Genomic DNA, 16,454 nt, shown 5'->3' with positions numbered 1-16,454 from the left:
CCCGCCGGTGACGCCGGCGGGAGCCCTCGATCCGTGGACGGTGCCGTGACTGCGGCTCACGGCCCGGAGCCCGGCGAACGGCCTCACGCGTCCACAGACCCGCCCGGCGCGTTCCCGGTGAACTCGATGGGCCCGTAGATGAGGCCGCCGATGCCGGTGAGGAGCCCCAGCCCGTTCAGGATGCCGTCCAGCGTCGACAGCGCCGGCCGGCCACCGACCACCACGGTGGGCGGGATGATGACACTGGCTCCCCCTCCGATGAGGTCGAGCTCGATCACCGGTGGCGCCGTGAAGACCTCCGACGGATACCACTTCTTGAAGAGGTTCTTGATCCACTGCCCCAGGCCGACCTTCCCCAGGGCGCCGATGCCCTTACCGGCGAAGACGGCGATCCCGCCCGCGGCGAGCCCCACCACTCCCAGGACGATGCCCACGATGTCCCAGTGCCCGGTATCGGCCCCCTTCGCGATGGTGAGGCCCAGCGAAGCGGCTCCGAAGATGACAGCGCCGATGGCGAGAGCGACGCCGATGGGGCCGGCGACGAACATGGCGATGACGCCGAGAACGGTTCCGATGATGGAGAAGACCTGGTTCAGGATGTCCCCGATCTTGTCCCAGAAGCTCTTCCCCTTGACCGCCTCGCCCTCGGCCTCCTCCAGCTCGCGCTTGGCCACCCCCGCGTCGGACGTGCGGAGTTCCTGCGCGTCGAGGGCCAGCAGCCGGGCGGCCTCCAGATCCGCCTGAGCCGACTCGACGGACTGCGCGGCGGACTGGTCCGCCTGCTGCGCATCGGCCAGGGCACGCCGGGCGTTGCTCCGGGCCGCCTCGTCGTCGGGGGGCGGGGCCTGCGCGTTGTCGAGGCTCTTCAGGTGGGCGCTCGCCGCGGACGCCACCGCGATGGCCGAGTCCAGCCGTTGTTTCGCCTCGCGGCCCCTTTCCAGCGCCCGGTCCGCCTGGTCCTGGCTGTCCCTCAGGCGGAGGGCGTACTTCGCGACCGCGTCGGCGGCCGCCTCGTAGGACGACTGGAGCTTGCCCACCTGTGTGGGCAGTTCCTTGAGCTGCGTCCGCAGCGCCTCCATGGACTTGCCCTCGCCGAGCTCGTCGGAGTCCAGCCGGGCGACGACGGAGTGGGCGGACTGGGCGTCGTTGGAGATGGACCGGTATTCCGAGGCGAGTTTCTCAAGAATCTCCGGGTCGCCGGGTGTCGGGTCCGACGAGAAGCCGAACACCGATTCCCAGTCGGCCTGCGGTGGCCGTGCCATGTCCCGCCCTCACTTCTCGTTCTCGGCGCCGGCGACGGCGACGGCGTCCTGGGGAGGGTCCTCGGGGTCGTGGAACCGGAAGGTCCCGGCGACGGCGTCGAACACCTCGAAGAACTTCTCCGCCAAGCTGATGTTGGGCGTCGTACTGGCGAGGATCATCAGGTCCCGGCTCGACGGCACGGGGATCACCACCTGGTGCACGGCGGTGCGGATCGTGGCCTGCCCGAAGTAGTCGAAGTCCTCGAGCGAGGTCATCCGCCCCACGCTGCCCACCTCGGGCAGTTCCATGATCTCCACGCGGTTCAGGTCGGTACCCCGTCCGACCGAGGTCCGGCTGTTCTGCATGCCCGCGGCGAGCATCATCTGCGGCAGGTCGGTCGGCTCGCCCTCGGGGATCCGGGTCCGCAGCACCATCGCCGTGGCGTTCAGCGTGCTGCCGTCCGCGAGGAACCCGAGCAGGTAGCCGACCTGCAGGGCGCCCTGGGCGTAGGCTTCGCGCGCGCTCTTGCGGGTCTCCCGGATCAGGGCGTCCACCCGCTCGCGCTCGACCTCCACGCCCTTCGCCTGCTCCTCGATGCGGCGCCGGATCGCCACATCCCTGGTGTTCGGGTCCAGGTCGAGGTGCGACCAACTGGACGGGTAACTCAGCGTGTAGCGCGCCGGAGCGCCCGACGGCCGCTCATCGGAAGGCAGCAGCCGCGGCCGCCCGTCCCCGTCCTGTACCTCAAGCGGGTTCATCCATAGCCTTTGCAGCTTCGTTGTCCGTGTCGGTGAAGTTGTCGACGATGCCCTGCGCGGCCTTCTTGAACGTGTCCACGTTCTCCTGGACCCGTTCGTGGCCGGCCGACCATGCGTGGTCGAAGCCGTTGACGGCCGAGATCAGATGGGAGTCGCCCACATCGTCGTCCGAACCGACATTGCTCAACTTCGCGGTCTTGCTGATCCGTTCGCGGATGTCCTGCAGCGCGGCCATGGTGTCGGCGAGTTCGTCCACCGGTATGTGAATGCGCGACATGGCGCCCCTTTCTCTCCCCGCACAGGCCGGGTTCCGTGGCACCGGAACGCCACGGAACCCGGCCGTGACCGAGAAGTCAGCCGATGGCGCCGGACGTCTGGTCGTCGGTGTCGACGAACGCGTCGGCAACCTGCTTGATGAACTCGCTGACGCCCTGAAGGCCCTCGATCGCCTTCTCGGTGCCGTTCTTGTACTCCTCCCAGAACGGACGGAACTTGCTCTCGGAGCCCGGCGTCGCGTAGGCCGCCTCGACCATCTCGTCCATCTTGGTGTTGGCCTCGTGGAGGCTCTGCTGCATCAGTTCCTTCTGGTGCTGCAGCCAGGTCGACGCCTCCCGCATCTCGTCCGGGCTGATCTTGATGTTGCCGCCGGCCATGTCGGTTCCTTCTCTCGTTCCGGATCGCCGCGGCCGCTCGGCCGCTCACACCCGGCTCTACGGGGCACCTGCCGGGGCGGTTCATGCCTGTTGCGGAACGGTGACGAAAGCGGCAGGCCGCGGGCCCCGGGCGACTGTTGTCAAGCGGGCCTTCCCGGCCATGCCGACAGAGGCGGCCGGCATGGCCGGGAAGACCCGAGGCATGACAAAAGGAAGGCCCTGGCGAGTCACGTCCTCGCGAGGGCCTTCCTCTTCATCCGCCTGCCCCGTGAAAGGTGAGAAGACGATCACGAGCAGGACGCTTCATGTATGCCTTACGGCGCCAGCAGCAAGACATCCGCGCGGGACCTGGCCGCCTCGTAACGCCGCGCCACGTCCTGCCAGTTGACCACCCGCCACATGGCCTCGACGAAGTCCACCTTCTGGTTGCGGTACTGGAGGTAGAAGGCGTGCTCCCAGGCGTCGAAGACGAGAATCGGCACCGAGCCCTGGCCGACATTGCCCTGGTGGTCGTAGACCTGCTCGACGACGAGCCGACCGCTCAGCGGCTCGTACGCGAGGACTCCCCAGCCCGAGCCCTGCGTGGTCGCGGCGGCCTTCGACAGCTGCGTCCGGAAGCCCGCGAACGACCCGAAGGACTCGGCGATCGCGTCCGCGAGTTCACCCACGCCGTCCGCCGCCAGCGGCTCACCTCCGCCGTCACCCGTCATGTTCTGCCAGTAGATGCTGTGCAGGATGTGCCCGGACAGATGGAAGGCCAGGTTCTTCTCCAGCCCGTTGACCGCCGCCCACGACTCCTTGTCCCGCGCCTCCGCGAGCTGCTCCAGCGTGTCGTTGGCGCCCTTCACATATGCGGCATGGTGCTTGTCGTGGTGCAGCTCGATGATCTCGGGACTGATCACGGGCGCGAGTGCGGAGTAGTCGTACGGCAGGTCAGGAAGCGTGTAGACGGGCATGGGGGTCCCCCTCCGGAACTCTTATTGCAAGTGACTTGCAACTACACGCTAACAACAAGAAGCCCCCGTGTGTACACGGGGGCTTCTTCGCGATGCGGCGGCCGTCGTCAGCGCCTGGCCCGCTGCCAGGCGTATCCCACCGCCGCCAGCACGGCCGTCATCCCGCCGGTGTAGTAGAGCTGCACCCGGGTGCCGGGCTCCCGGGCCATCAGGACGAAGATCGCCACCATGCCCGCCAGCGCCACCCAGGTCAGCCACGGGAACGCCCACATCCGTACGACCAGCTTCTCGGGCGCCTCCCGGTTCAGCCGGGCACGCAACCGCAGCTGGCTGACCGCGATGAAGGCCCAGACGACCAGGATCACCGCGCCGATCATGTTCAGCAGCCAGGGGAAGACGTCGTCCGGGCGCCAGTAGCTCAGGACCACGCATACGAAGCCGAACACCGACGACGCCAGTACGGCGATCCGCGGGACCCCGCCCGACACCCGGCCCAGCGCCTTCGGCCCCTGCCCCCGCTCCACCAGCGAGTACGCGATGCGCGAGGAGCCGTAGATGTTGGCGTTCATGGCGGAGAGCAGGGCGACCAGGACGACCACGTTCATGAGCTGCCCGGCGCCCGGGATGCCGAGGTGGTCGAGGGCGGCGACGTACGGGCCCTTCTCGACGACCTCCTTCGAGTCCCAGGGGACGAGCGTCACGATGACCGCCATCGAGCCGATGTAGAAGAGCGCGATGCGCCACATCGCCGTACGGACGGCGCTCGCCACGCCCCGCACCGGGTCCTGCGACTCGGCCGCCGCGATGGTGACGGTCTCCAGGCCGCCGTAGGCGAAGATCGAGGCGAGCACGCCGACGATCAGGCCCTCGCTGCCGTTGGGCAGGAACTCGGTCAGGTTCGCCGTACCCGGGGAGTCCGTGCCGGGGAGCACGCCCGCGATGGCGAGTACGCCCAGCACCAGGAACAGGCTGATCGCCCCGACCTTCAGGGCCGCGAACCAGAACTCGAACTCGCCGAAGTTCTTCACGGCGGCCAGGTTCGCGACACAGAACACGACCATGAACAGGGCCACCCAGCCCCACTCGGGTGTGTGCGGCAGCCAGCCCGTCACGATCTTCGCGGCACCGATGCCCTCCAGGCCGACGGCCGTGCACAGGAGCACCCAGAAGGACCAGCCGGCGGTGAAGCCCGCCCATGGCCCGATCGCCCGTTCCGCATGCGCCGAGAACGAACCCGACGACGGATACGCGGCCGACATCTCGCCCAGCATCCGCATCACCAGCATCACGAGGAGGCCGGAGAGCGTGTAGGCGACGACGATGGAAGGTCCGGCGGCGGCGATACCCGCGCCGGAGCCTACGAACAGACCGGCGCCGATGACCCCGCCGAGGGCGATCATCGACAGGTGGCGCTGCTTGAGGCCGTGGGACAGGGTGGCGTCGGCGTCCGCCTGCGGCGGCGACTCGACCTCGGTGGTGCTGCTGGGCATGGGCGCGGCTCGTCCAGTCCATGAGATGGGCAAAAACGCCCACAGTCTGGGCAGCCTCTCCGGTCAGGAGGAGAGGCTGCCCATTATCCGGACACTACCGCTACATGGTGTGACTATGCGGCTACGGATGCCACGGATGTGTAGTGCGAGGCGTCGCCCTCGATCGAGTAGCTCTCCTTGCCCTCGATGCCGACCGGGACGTCACCGGCGACGGTCACGCGGTGCAGGCGGCGCGGCAGGCCGTCGTAGTTGTCGACGGCGTAGTGCTGCGTGATGCGGTTGTCGAACAGGACGAGCTGGTTCTCCGACCAGCGGTGGCGCAGGATGTTCTCCGGCCGGGTGACATAGGCCTGGAGCAGGTCGAGGATCTTGCGCGACTCGCCCGGCGACAGGCCGACGACGCGCTGTGCGAACCCGCCGATGAACAGCCCGCGCTCACCGGTCAGCGGGTGCACGCGCACCACGGGGTGGACGGTGCGGTACTTGATCGACGTGAACTGGGCGCGCTGGGCGGCCTGCTGCTCGTCGAGCTCCTCCTCCGGTACGGCGTAGTCGTAGTCGTTGGTGTGCTCCGCCCACAGAGTGTCCGCCAACTGGCGCAGCGACTCGGGGAGTTGGCGGTAGGCGGCCGCCGAGTCGGCGATCAGGGTCTCTCCGCCGTACGGCGGGATCGTGATGCTGCGCAGGGTGCTGGCCTGCGGCGGGTTGAGGACGAAGGTGACGTCCGTGTGCCAGTGGTTGGCGGCGCGGCCGCGCTCACTGTCGACGGGCAGGACGTTCGGGACGCCGTCCACGGAGGAGACCGTCGGGTGGGCGGTGGTGACGTCACCGAAGTGGCGGACGAAAGCCTGCTGTCCGGCGTCGTCGAGGTTCACGTCGTCGAAGACGAGCGCCTTGTGGGCATTGAGGGCCTCGCGGATCGCGGCGGCCGTCTCCTCGTCGAGCGGCTTGGAGATGTCGACGCCGGAGATGCGGGCGCCGATGTGGGCGGTCACCTTCTGGATTTCGATGCCTGGCACTGGTGGTCGGTCCTTTCAGACGAGGGCGGGTTCCTGAGGGGCGTACTGGTTGGCGGGGCGGGGGAGGCCGTAGCGCTCCCGGAGGGTCTGGCGGGGGCCGTACTCGTTCCGGAGCAGACCGCGGGCGCGGAGGATCGGGACGACCTGGTCGACGAAGGTCTCGAGCCCGGAGGGCAGCACGGCGGGCATGATGTTGAACCCGTCGGCGGCGCCCTGCGTGAACCACGTCTCGATCGCGTCGGCGACCTGCTCGGGCGTGCCGGCGAAGGTGAGGTGGCCGCGTCCGCCGCCGAGCCGGCCGATCAGCTGCCGGACGGTGAGGCGCTCGCGCCGGGCGAGTTCGACGACGAGCGTGTAGCGGCTCTTGGCACCCTCGATCGCGTCCTCCGGCGGCAGGTCGGACGGCAGCCGGGCGTCCAGCTCCAGTGCCCCCTGCGGGAGTTGGAGAAGCCGCTCCAGCCGGTCCACGCCGTGCGTGTACACGATGTGGTCCTCCAGGACCTGCTCGTTCGCCCGCGCCTCGGCCTCCGTCGACCCGATGACCGGCACGATCCCGGGCAGCACCTTGATGTGCCCGGGATCCCGGCCGGCCGCCGCCGTACGGGACTTGAGGTCGGCGTAGAAGGCCTGGGCGTCGGCCAGGGTCTGCTGCGCGGTGAACACCGCCTCCGCGTACCGCGCCGCGAACGCCTTCCCGTCCTCGCTCGAACCCGCCTGCACGAGGAGCGGGTAACCCTGCGGCGAACGGGGCACATTGAGCGCGCCCTCGACGCTGAAGTACGTCCCCTGGTGCCGAGGCGGATGGATCTTCGTGTCGTCGCCCCAGACGCCGGCCGCCTTGTCGCCGACGACGGCGTCGTCCTCCCAGCTGTCCCAGAGCTTCAGCGCCACGTCGAGGAACTCGGCGGCGCGGGCGTACCGGTCCGCGTGGGCGGGCTCGTGCTCCAGACCGAAGTTGCGCGCGGCCTCGGCACCCGCCGTGGTGACGATGTTCCAGCCCGCCCGGCCGCCGCTGATGATGTCCAGGGAGGCGAACTTGCGGGCCAGGTTGTAGGGGGAGTTGTACGAGGTGGAGGCGGTGGCGATCAGCCCGATGTGCTCGGTGGCCGTCGCCAGCGCGGTCAGCAGGGTCAGCGGCTCCAGGGCGCCCGCGGGACGCTGGGCGAGACTGCCCCACAACTGCGGCCCGTCGGCGAGAAAGAGCGAGTCGAAGGTGCCGCGTTCGGCGATCCGGGCGAGCCGCACATAGTGGCCCAGCTCGACGTGCGCGTACGGATCGCTTTCGGGAAGCCGCCAGGAGGCTTCGTGATGGCCGGTGTTCATGAGGAAGGCGTTGAGGTGGAGCTGGCGGGGCATGGTTGTCCTTTGGGAGGGCTTGTCGGAGGCGGACTTGTGGGCTGCCGGTCGCGGCATTTCAGCCCGTCCGGCGTCTGAGGACGAGGCCCCTTAAGGGCCGAAAGCGGGGGTTCGGGGGCGGCAGCCCCCGAGGCCGGTCACTCCAGGCCTTCGGTCACCCCCAACGCCGCCAGCAACCGTTCCCGGTACTCGCCGCGCGCAGCCGCACCCCGCTCGATGGCCAGATCGAGAGCGACGCCCCCGGCGTCGAGCACAAGCACCCGCTCGGCGAGCACGATCGCCTCGTCCACGTCATGCGTGACGAGCAGCACCGACGGCTGATGCCGCCGCCACAGCTCTTGCAGCAGCGCGTGCATCTTGATGCGCGTCAGTGCGTCCAGTGCCCCGAACGGCTCATCGGCCAGCAGCAGTTCGGGCTCACGGACCAGCGACCGCGCCAGCGCCGCCCGCTGGGCCTCCCCGCCGGAAAGCTCGCTCGGCCAGGCCCGCTCCCGGCCGGCGAGGCCCACCTCGGCGAGGGCCGCGCGGCCCTTCTGCTCGGCGTCCTTGCCGTCCAGGCCGAGGAGTACGTTGTCCAGGACCCGCCGCCAGGGCAGCAGCCGGGAGTCCTGGAAGACCACGGACACCTTCTCCGGTGCAGTGAGCTGCCCGCTGCCGACGACCTTGTGGTCCAGCCCCGCGATCGCCCGCAGCAGCGTGCTCTTGCCGGAGCCGCTGTGCCCGAGCAGCGCCGTGAACTGCCCCGCCGGGAGGTCGAGGTCAATGCCGTCGAGGACGGTACGCCCCTCGAACGACCGTGTAAGGCCCCGGAGTTGGACGGCGGGCCGGGTCAGCTGCTCAGTGTGCGGCGCCATGACAGCACCCTCCGTTCGATGAGACGGACCGCGCTGTCGGAGACCAGGCCGAAGATCCCGTAGACGAGCAGTCCCACGAGGATGACGTCGGACTGGCCGTAGTTCTGGGCCTGGAACATCATGTAGCCGAGTCCGCTGGTGGCGTTGATCTGCTCAAGAACCACCAGGCCCAGCCAGGAGCCGGTCACCCCGAGCCGGAGTCCCACGAAGAACCCGGGCAGGGCGCCGGGGACGACGATCTGGCGGATGAACCGGAAGCGGGAGAGCCCCTGCACCTCGGCGAGTTCGACATAGCGGCTGTCGATGCCGGACAGCGCGGAGTGCGTGTTCAGATAGATCGGGACGTAGACGACGATCGCGATGATCGCGATCTTGAACGTCTCGCCGATGCCCAGCCAGAGGATGAACAGCGGGATCAGGCCGAGCGTCGGGATCGCCCGGTTGAGGTTCACGGTCCCGTCGATCAGCGCCTCGCCGACCCGGCTGAGGCCGGCGGCCAGCGCCAGGACGACCCCGGCCGCGAGGCCGATCGCGAAGCCGTACGCGGCCCGTTCGAGGGAGGTCAGGATGTCCGTGGGCAGCGTCCCGGCGCTCCACAGGCGGCCGGCGGTCCGCAGCACCGTCCAGGGCGCGGGGATCGCGCCCGGGTCGAGCTGTCCGGCGGCCGAGGCGGCGGCCCACAGGGCGAGGAGGAGGGCGGGGCCGATCAGCCTGGAGGCGGGCAGGCGCCTGCCGGGGGAGAGGCCGCGGCGGCGGCGCCGTACCGGATGGGCCTGTTCCCTAGCCTGCACCGGGGGTGCGGCGGTCGTGGTGGTGGTCACGGCGGTCACCTCCGGTACTCCGCCGGCACGGCCTTGGCGGCGATGGACTCGAAGCGGTGGTCGAAGAGCGAGGAGACGTCGAACTTCTTCACGAAGCCGCCCTCCGCCAGCAGATCGGCGGTCTCCTGCTCCCACTTGATCGCTTCGCCCCAACTCGGCGGGAACAACGGCTTGTTGGCGAGCTTGCTGATGCCGCGGGCCTGCGCGAGGGTCAGGTTCTGCGTCTTGACGTAGAACTCCTCGTTCCAGGCGTCGGGGTTCTCGTACGTCCAGACCTGGCCCTTGGCCCAGTACGGGATGTACGCGGCGACCGCGGCGGCCTTCGCGGGGTCGTTGAGCACGGAGGTCGGTGCCCACAGCAGGTTGAGGAGGTCGACGACGTCCGTGGTGATGGCGTGGGCGCCCTTGGACTCGTACTGCCCCAGATAGGCGGGCGCCTGCTGGTTGGGGAGCGGTGCGATGTCCACCTGGCCGGACTGCAGGGCGGTCAGGAACTGGTTGCTGGTCAGCGGGACGAGGTCGACCTCGTCGTACTTGAGTCCCGCCTTCTTCAGCGCCCGCAGGAGTACGACACCTTGGGCCTGGCCCTGCGAGAAGGCGAGTTTCCTGCCCTTGAAGTCGGCGACCGACCGGATGTCGCTGCCGGGCTTGGTGGCGAAGAGGTAATTCGGCTTGCGGGTGATGTTGATTGCGACGATCTTCGCGTCGAAGCCCTGGTAGTGCGCCTGGATCGGCGGGATTCCCGCGTTGTTGGCGACGTCCAGGGATTTGGCGCGGAAAGCGTTGATCACGTCCGGACCGGCGCCGATGTTCAACCAGCTCGACACCTTGAACGGCAGGCCGCCCAACTTGGCCAACCTGAACTGGAGTTGCTCCGTGTTCTGATACGAGGCGATCTTCAGGCTCGTACCGGCCGGGACCCTGTCGGCGAGCGGCGCGGTCGAGACGCCTTTGCTGTCGGCGGATGCACTGCCGCCCGCGCAGCCGCTCAGACCGGCGACACCGGCTGCGGCACCGAGCACTGAGGTGAGAAAGAGCCGTCGGTCGACACCCGGCACGGCAGAGGAATGCATGGCAGGACTCCGTGAGGTTCAGAGGGGAGGAGCGCAGGAAAAGAGGGGAGCGCGGAGGGGAAGAGCGCAGACGGAATTCCGGCAGGAGAACGCCAGGGGGAGGGAATTCGCGCGGTATTTACGCAGGAGGAAATGAGCGCTTCACACGCGGCAACGTGTCAGCAACAAAGGGTGCGACAGCTCACGATCGGGCTCATGAGTACGATGTTCCTGGCCGGTGGCGAGCCCTGTCAATATTCCGCGATTCTGAATTAAATAGCCTCAGGTCGAGCGGCCAGCGGATCCCGGTAGAGCACGTCGAGGGCCACCGAACCGCCCGCCACCGCGAGCACCGAATCCGGAAAACTCGTCGGTACGACGGCAGCCGCCCGCTCGTCGCCGACCCCTTCGCGCAACGCGTTCAGGCAGTCCTCCCGGTGAATGATCCCGACCTCCGTCACGACCACCGTCTCCGGATTCAGCACATCCAGCAGCAGCCGCGCCGCCCGCCCGATGGCGCCCGCCCGCTCCACCAGCAGCCGTACGGCCTCCGGATCGTCCGCGGCGGCCGCCGCGACCACGTGCATCGGATTCACACCGTCGGTGACGCCCGCCTCCCGCGCCCGCCGGCACAGCGTCCGCTCGCTCAACTCGGCCTGCAGGCAGCCGGTCCGCCCGCAGGCGCAGGGCTCCGTGCCGCCCGGCACCGGCAGATGCGCGATGGCGCCGGCCTGGGAGCGGGGCCCGTGGTGCACCTCGTCGTGGGTGGCGAAGGCCGCGTCGACGACGTTGCCGACGAACAGATGCAGCATGCTTCCGCCGCCCCGCGCCCGCCCGAACAGCCGCTCCGCGTTGACCAGCGCCCGCGCGTGGCCGTCCACATGAACCGGCAGCCCGGTGCGCGCGCCGAGCACCTCCCGCACCGCAACGTCCCGCCAGCCGAGCAGCGCGTGCTCCACGACGGTCCCGGACTCCCGGTCCACCCAGCCGCCGACGGCCACGCCGACACCGAGAGCTCGGCAACGGGGGTTGCCGGCCAGCAGCGCCCCGAGCTCCTCGGCGGCCCGGGCCAGCACCCACCCGGGATCGGTGCGCTCGTGCTTCAGCTCGCGCCGCGCCACCACCCGGCCGCGCAGATCGAGCAGCGCGACCGTGGTGTACGGCACCGCCACATGCACCCCGCCGACCACGAACCGGGAGTCGTCCAGGTCGACGGGGACGTGCGGGCGGCCCACCCCGTTCGACCGCCGGGGCACGGCGGACTCGCGGATCAGGCCCAGTTCGGTGAATCGGGCGCAGTAGTCCGTCACCGACGCCGGCGAAAGACCGGTCAGCCGGGCGATGGTGCTGCGGGCCACCGGGCCGTGCTCCAGAACGGACCGCAGCACGACGCTCGCGCTGGTCCGGCGGCGGGTGGAAGTGGAAGGGGACGCAAGGGTGGATGCCAGGGCAGAGGGCATGGGAGACCGTCCTCGGGAACGGGGCCGACACGTCTCGGAGGTCGAGGCGCGCCGCGGCCCGCCTCACACCGGACGGCGACAGGTGGCAGCACCCTGGCGTCGCAGGTCGACATAGCGACGCGACGTGAAGTTCCGGGCCTGGGCAACCATGGCTCGAAGGGTAGGCCAGAGAAGGTGAATCCGGCCAGACCACTAGGATTCATTTGGTGAGACCCTACAGGCCTGCCCGCCTCCTGCCAGGTGAGCACGGCCTCCCTGCCTCAGTGACCGGTATCACGCGAAACCCCGTGTAACCAGCACTGTTTGTCCGGAGCCCACCAAGCCCGCGTTCCAGCCTTTGTCGACCGCTGACGGTGATCGGCTCCAGGCCGCTGGGATAGCGTCACCGTGTCCCAGCATGTCCCCGTCACCCGCGGAGTCCCCAATGAGCACCGCCGCCGTCACCGCCCGCCCCCGCGAGGTCCTCGCCGACCTGCTCCCCGCGTCCCGCGTCCGGGACGTGGCACTCGTGCTCGGCGGCGCCGCGCTCACCGGCCTCGCGGCTCAGATCTCCGTCCCCGTCCCGGGCTCCCCGGTGCCGGTGACCGGCCAGACCTTCGCCGCGCTGCTGGTCGGCACGACGCTCGGCGCGAGCCGCGGCCTGGCCTCGCTCGTGCTGTACGCGCTGGCCGGACTCGCCGGTGTGCCGTGGTTCGCGGGCGGCAGCTCCGGTGTCTCCGTCTCCTTCGGCTACATCCTCGGCATGCTCCTCGCCTCCACCGTGGTGGGCGCCCTGGCCCGCCGCGGCGCCGACCGCTCCGTGCTGCGCATGGCGGGCACGATGCTGCTCGGCGAGGCGATCATCTACGCCGTCGGCGTCCCGTACCTGGCCTATGCCGCCGACATGTCCGCGTCCGCCGCGATCGCGGCCGGCCTCACGCCGTTCCTGATCGGCGACGCCCTCAAGGCCGCCCTGGCGATGGGCGTCATGCCCACCGCCTGGAAGCTCGTCAACAAGCGCTGAGGCTGTAGTTCCTGCGGAAGAGGTTCGCCGGGTCGTACGACGCCTTCAGCCCGGCGAGCCTCTTCAGCATTCCGGCGTCGTACAGCCCGTCCGTCCGGTCCCCGGCACCGAAGGCGAAGTTGAGCGCACGCCCGATCGTGACCGGGGTGAGCACCGCGAACGCCGGATCCAGCACCGCGCGCGCCGCGTCCCGCCCAGGTGGTTGATCTGCAGAACGCACATCGGACCGCCCGCATCCGGCCCGGTGGCGGCGAGCACGTCACCGGCCCTCACCGCGTCCAACTCGCTCAGCACCGCACTGTCCTCGTAGTACGCATGCGGGAAGTCCGGGTCGCTGTGGATCGTGTGGTTCTCGGCATACGGCATCTCCCGCAGGGAGTCGGCGAGCGCGGGCCCCGACTCCCGCAGCGGAGCGACGAGTTCATCACCGTCGGCCCCGGTGTATGCGAAACGCATCGTGCCCGCATAACCTGACATGTGCCGTCAGGTTATGCGGGCGGAGTGGCGACCGGTGTGCGCGAGGGTGCTCAGCCGCGCAGCCGCTGCTGGGCCGGGCGCCGGGAGGACCACCACAGCCCCGCCGCACCGGCCACGATCAGCGACGCGCCCGCCGCGCCCAGCGGCAGGACATCGCGCCCGACACCGGTCTTGGGCAGCTCACTGCTGCCGCCCGGGGCCACCGGCTTGTTGTCGGTGCCGAGGAGCAGCGGGGTGGCCGGGGCGTTCGGCGACGGGTTGGACGTACCGAACGGAACCGGTCCCTGCTGCCAGTACGTCTTCTTCCCGTCACCGGACTGCACGGGCAGGCAGATCTTGCCGGTCTTGCGCAGGTCGTAGGTGGCGTCGACGGCGAACGACTTCGACTTGCCGGCCGCGAGATTGTCGATCGGGCAGGAGAAACCGCTGTTCGAGCCGGCCGGAAGATCCTTTCCGTCAATCTGGGAGCAGCCTTGAACGCTCTTGACCGTGAGGCCGTCGAAACCGACGACCAGAAGCTGGATCTTTCCGCTGTCCTTGGTCCCCTCGTTCTTGACGGTGGCGGTGATTGCCGTTTTTTGCGAGCCATTGTCGACCGAGATCCTGGAGGGCAGGAGCGTGGTCAGCTTTACACCTGCCGGTGCCTCGTCGACGGCCTTTCCCCCCTTGCTGCTGCCGGGCCCCTGGTCGTCCGCGCTGGCGGTGCAGGAAAGGATCATCACCGCCGAAAAAGATGCCGCGACCAGCGATCCCGCGATGGTCGTCGTGCGACGAGAACTCATGTTCACATCCCCCTTGGCTGCGCCTGAATTCGCAGTACTTGAAGAGCTACCACAAGATTTCTCCGCACTATGCTGGTACGCCATGAAGTGTGACCATTGTGTTTCAGTCGGGGCGCGATCGAGGTAATTGAGGTAGTTCAGAGATTTTCGGTGGCTGAGGGGGTGCAGCGGATTGCCGGGGAATGCGAGAAGCGGCGGAGTTCCAGGGTTGCTGGTGACGGGGCGCTATCGGTTGGTCGAAAGCATCGGCCAGGGGGGAATGGGGCGGGTGTGGCGAGCCGCCGACGAGATGCTCGACCGCCCGGTCGCCGTCAAGGAGATGCGCATAGACGGCCTGGACGCGGAGGACACCCGCACCCGCCGCGAACGCACACTGCGGGAGGCCAGGGCCACCGCCCGGATCGACCATCCCAACGTCGTGCGGGTCTACGACGTCGTCGACGAGGGCGAACGCCTGTGGATCGTCATGGAGCTGGTCGTCGGCCGCTCCCTCGAACGGATCATGGTGGAGGAGGGGCCGCTGGGGCCGGGCGAGACGGCGCGGATCGGCCTCGGGCTGGTGGCGGCGCTGCGTCAGGTGCATGCACGCGGTGTCCTGCACCGGGACATCAAACCGGGGAACGTCCTGGTGGAGGGCAGCGGCCGGCGCATCGTCCTCACCGACTTCGGCATCGCCGCGATCCAGGACGCCAAGGCGCTCACCATGGTCGGCATGCTCGTCGGCTCCCCCGACTACATGGCCCCCGAACGCATCTCCGGCCGCCCCCAGGGCCCGCCGTCGGACGTGTGGTCACTGGGCGCGACACTCTGCGCGGCCCTGGGCGGCCGCTCCCCCTTCTCCCGCGACACGACCCTGGCCACACTGCACGCGGTCCTCTACGAGGAGCCCGCACTCCCTGCCGCAGCAGGCCCCCTGCGCGATGTCCTGGCAGCCCTGCTGGAGAAGGACCCCTCGGTCCGCCCGTCCCTGCCCGACCTGGAGGAGGCCCTACGCCCGGTCGCGTACCCGGCGCCTACGCCGACTCTCCCCGTTGGCGATGGCGCAGCGGAGGAGGATGGGCTCGGTGCGGGGACGGTGTCCGGCCGGCCGACGCAAGTGCCGTCCGAGTCCCAGGAGCCACCCGGGACCGAACCGGCCGAGGGCGCCGACCCGAATTCGTCCGGTGCTACTGCGGCCGAAGGAACGGCGCGTGCCGAAGCCGAGCCGGAGCCCGAGCAGCCCGGCGCGGCCGACGCCCCCGGAGGCCTGGACACCCCCGCCGCCTCGACCGAGGGGCCCACCCCGGCCTACCTGGACACCCGCCTGGTACGCGCCGCACGCGACCCCAGGCAACCCGCGCCCGCCCCCGTCGAGGACGCGATACCCCAAGAACTGCCGGACACCCACGACCTCCGCCGGGACCGCCCCCCGGCCCCGACCACCATCCCCGAGGCCCCGCACCACCACACGGCAGCACAACGACCTCCCGCCACACCCGCGACAAAGGCATCCCCGTCTCCGCAAGCGCCCCCCACACCTCCCGCGCCCTCGGTACCGGTGCAGCTCCCCAACGCCTCCACCGAAGTCCCCTCCGAACTGCGCTCGGAGGTCCGTTCCGAGACCCCGTCCGCCAACTCCGCACCCCCGGTTGCCAATTCGTCGCCCCCGGCACCCCAGCGATCCGGTGTCTCCCTCATCCGCCCCCACAAGGTCACCGAGCCGCCCGCGCAGCACAACGGCTCCGGCCCCGGAGCAGTCGCGCACCCGGGCCCCCAGGGGCCGCCCCCGGACGCCTACCCGAACACCCGGCAGAGCCGCCCCGCCCTGGGCCCCCACCCCCTCCGCGCCCCCGAAGGTGAACTCCTCACCGGCCCCGCCGTCCCCCACCGCAGCCCTCGCCGTCCCGTACTCGTGGCTGCCGTCGGTCTGGTGGCGGCCGGTGCCGTGGTCGCCGTACTCCTTCTGACGAACTCCGGCTCGCCCGGCGGGAACCATGCAGGCTCCTCGACATCACCGACGACGTCCGCCACCACACCCGCCGGCAGCCCGTCGCCCACGGTGGAGGGCACGTCCAGGCCGCAGAGCCTGCCCCCGGGCGCGCACCGGGAGGCCGGCGGGTTCGCGTGGGCGCCGCCGCAGGGCTGGCGGCGGGACCTGAAGACGGGGGCGGAGGTGCACTACACGTCCCCCGACGGCACACAGGAGCTGGTGGCCAAGTCGTCCCTCGCCCGCGGCGACCTGATGGAGACCTGGCAGAAGTCGGAGCAGGACGCCCACCAGGGCCAGGACTACCGGAAGATCCGCCTGGAGAAGACGACGTTCCGCGGCAACCCGGCCGTGGTCTGGGAGTACACCTTCACCCTGAAGGGCACCCCTTGGCACGCCCGGCTACTGGGCTTCGACCAGGACGGGAAGTCGTACCAGATCAACACCTGGTACCAGCCGGAGACCGAGACCCATGCCCTCAGGACCTACGACAGGGTCAAGGACAGCTTCACGGTGCTGTGAAGCCGAGTGGCGAGCACGCCAAGGGGCCCGCGGCGTTCACAGC

The 16,454-nt window shown here is 69.8% G+C and carries 15 protein-coding genes and 1 pseudogene; 2 read left to right on the top strand and 14 right to left on the bottom strand.

Annotated elements, in window-relative coordinates; translation table 11 throughout:
- Positions 1 to 83: 83 nt before the first annotated feature.
- The 12 genes from IH68_RS0114755 to IH68_RS0114700 form a co-directional block, all read right to left on the bottom strand.
- A complete protein-coding gene (locus IH68_RS0114755; protein ID WP_030934426.1) occupies positions 84 to 1,262 on the bottom strand; it encodes a putative T7SS-secreted protein in 1,179 nt (392 codons plus the stop codon).
- Positions 1,263 to 1,271: 9 nt separating this feature from the next.
- Positions 1,272 to 2,000: a hypothetical protein gene (locus tag IH68_RS0114750; protein WP_051833425.1), complete on the bottom strand. Its 729-nt coding sequence runs from the start codon at positions 1,998 to 2,000 to the stop codon at positions 1,272 to 1,274.
- On the bottom strand, positions 1,987 to 2,277 hold the full coding sequence (locus IH68_RS0114745) for a hypothetical protein (RefSeq protein ID WP_030934421.1): 291 nt from the start codon (positions 2,275 to 2,277) through the stop codon (positions 1,987 to 1,989). The genes IH68_RS0114750 and IH68_RS0114745 overlap by 14 nt, the downstream gene beginning before the upstream one ends.
- Before the next feature lie 76 nt (positions 2,278 to 2,353).
- The gene (locus IH68_RS0114740) at positions 2,354 to 2,653 is read right to left on the bottom strand and encodes a WXG100 family type VII secretion target (protein ID WP_030934419.1); all 300 of its coding nucleotides are present in this window, start codon (positions 2,651 to 2,653) and stop codon (positions 2,354 to 2,356) included.
- A 314-nt stretch (positions 2,654 to 2,967) separates the two neighbouring features.
- Entirely contained in the window at positions 2,968 to 3,609 is a 642-nt protein-coding gene (locus IH68_RS0114735; RefSeq protein ID WP_030934417.1) for a superoxide dismutase, read from the bottom strand.
- Positions 3,610 to 3,716: 107 nt separating this feature from the next.
- Positions 3,717 to 5,099, bottom strand: coding sequence for an amino acid permease (locus IH68_RS0114730; protein ID WP_030934415.1), 1,383 nt, complete (start codon positions 5,097 to 5,099; stop codon positions 3,717 to 3,719).
- A gap of 113 nt (positions 5,100 to 5,212) precedes the next feature.
- Positions 5,213 to 6,118 (bottom strand): TauD/TfdA dioxygenase family protein, encoded by a 906-nt coding sequence (locus IH68_RS0114725; RefSeq protein ID WP_030934412.1) that lies wholly within the window; start codon positions 6,116 to 6,118, stop codon positions 5,213 to 5,215.
- A gap of 15 nt (positions 6,119 to 6,133) precedes the next feature.
- Positions 6,134 to 7,474 carry an LLM class flavin-dependent oxidoreductase gene (locus IH68_RS0114720; RefSeq protein WP_030934409.1) on the bottom strand — a complete coding sequence of 447 codons (1,341 nt, stop codon included), beginning with the start codon at positions 7,472 to 7,474 and terminating at the stop codon, positions 6,134 to 6,136.
- Between the two features lie 137 nt (positions 7,475 to 7,611).
- Positions 7,612 to 8,328 (bottom strand): ABC transporter ATP-binding protein, encoded by a 717-nt coding sequence (locus tag IH68_RS0114715; protein WP_030934406.1) that lies wholly within the window; start codon positions 8,326 to 8,328, stop codon positions 7,612 to 7,614.
- Entirely contained in the window at positions 8,304 to 9,158 is an 855-nt protein-coding gene (locus IH68_RS0114710; protein ID WP_030934403.1) for an ABC transporter permease, read from the bottom strand. Before IH68_RS0114710 ends, IH68_RS0114715 begins: the two co-directional genes overlap by 25 nt.
- Entirely contained in the window at positions 9,155 to 10,222 is a 1,068-nt protein-coding gene (locus IH68_RS0114705; RefSeq protein WP_030934400.1) for an ABC transporter substrate-binding protein, read from the bottom strand. The genes IH68_RS0114710 and IH68_RS0114705 overlap by 4 nt, the downstream gene beginning before the upstream one ends.
- A gap of 251 nt (positions 10,223 to 10,473) precedes the next feature.
- Positions 10,474 to 11,661 carry an ROK family protein gene (locus tag IH68_RS0114700; protein ID WP_030934397.1) on the bottom strand — a complete coding sequence of 396 codons (1,188 nt, stop codon included), beginning with the start codon at positions 11,659 to 11,661 and terminating at the stop codon, positions 10,474 to 10,476.
- A 424-nt stretch (positions 11,662 to 12,085) separates the two neighbouring features.
- On the opposite strand from IH68_RS0114700, the gene IH68_RS0114695 reads away from it, so the two are divergent.
- Positions 12,086 to 12,664: a biotin transporter BioY gene (locus tag IH68_RS0114695; RefSeq protein WP_030934394.1), complete on the top strand. Its 579-nt coding sequence runs from the start codon at positions 12,086 to 12,088 to the stop codon at positions 12,662 to 12,664.
- Here IH68_RS0114695 and IH68_RS53065 read toward each other — a convergent pair.
- Together IH68_RS53065 and IH68_RS0114685 are read right to left on the bottom strand one after the other, a co-directional pair.
- Positions 12,651 to 13,144: pseudogene (locus IH68_RS53065) on the bottom strand (BBE domain-containing protein); the annotation flags it as partial. The gene IH68_RS0114695 and the pseudogene IH68_RS53065 overlap by 14 nt on opposite strands.
- Positions 13,145 to 13,191: 47 nt before the next feature.
- Positions 13,192 to 13,923: an LPXTG cell wall anchor domain-containing protein gene (locus tag IH68_RS0114685; RefSeq protein ID WP_030934388.1), complete on the bottom strand. Its 732-nt coding sequence runs from the start codon at positions 13,921 to 13,923 to the stop codon at positions 13,192 to 13,194.
- A gap of 232 nt (positions 13,924 to 14,155) precedes the next feature.
- On the opposite strand from IH68_RS0114685, the gene IH68_RS0114680 reads away from it, so the two are divergent.
- Positions 14,156 to 16,411, top strand: coding sequence for a serine/threonine-protein kinase (locus tag IH68_RS0114680; RefSeq protein WP_267883731.1), 2,256 nt, complete (start codon positions 14,156 to 14,158; stop codon positions 16,409 to 16,411).
- Positions 16,412 to 16,454 lie beyond the last annotated feature (43 nt).

This window comes from Streptomyces sp. NRRL S-646 (assembly GCF_000720765.1).
Classification (GTDB): domain Bacteria; phylum Actinomycetota; class Actinomycetes; order Streptomycetales; family Streptomycetaceae; genus Streptomyces.
Note: the sequence above shows the minus strand (reverse complement) of the source record. Positions and strands in the feature narration are given on the sequence as shown.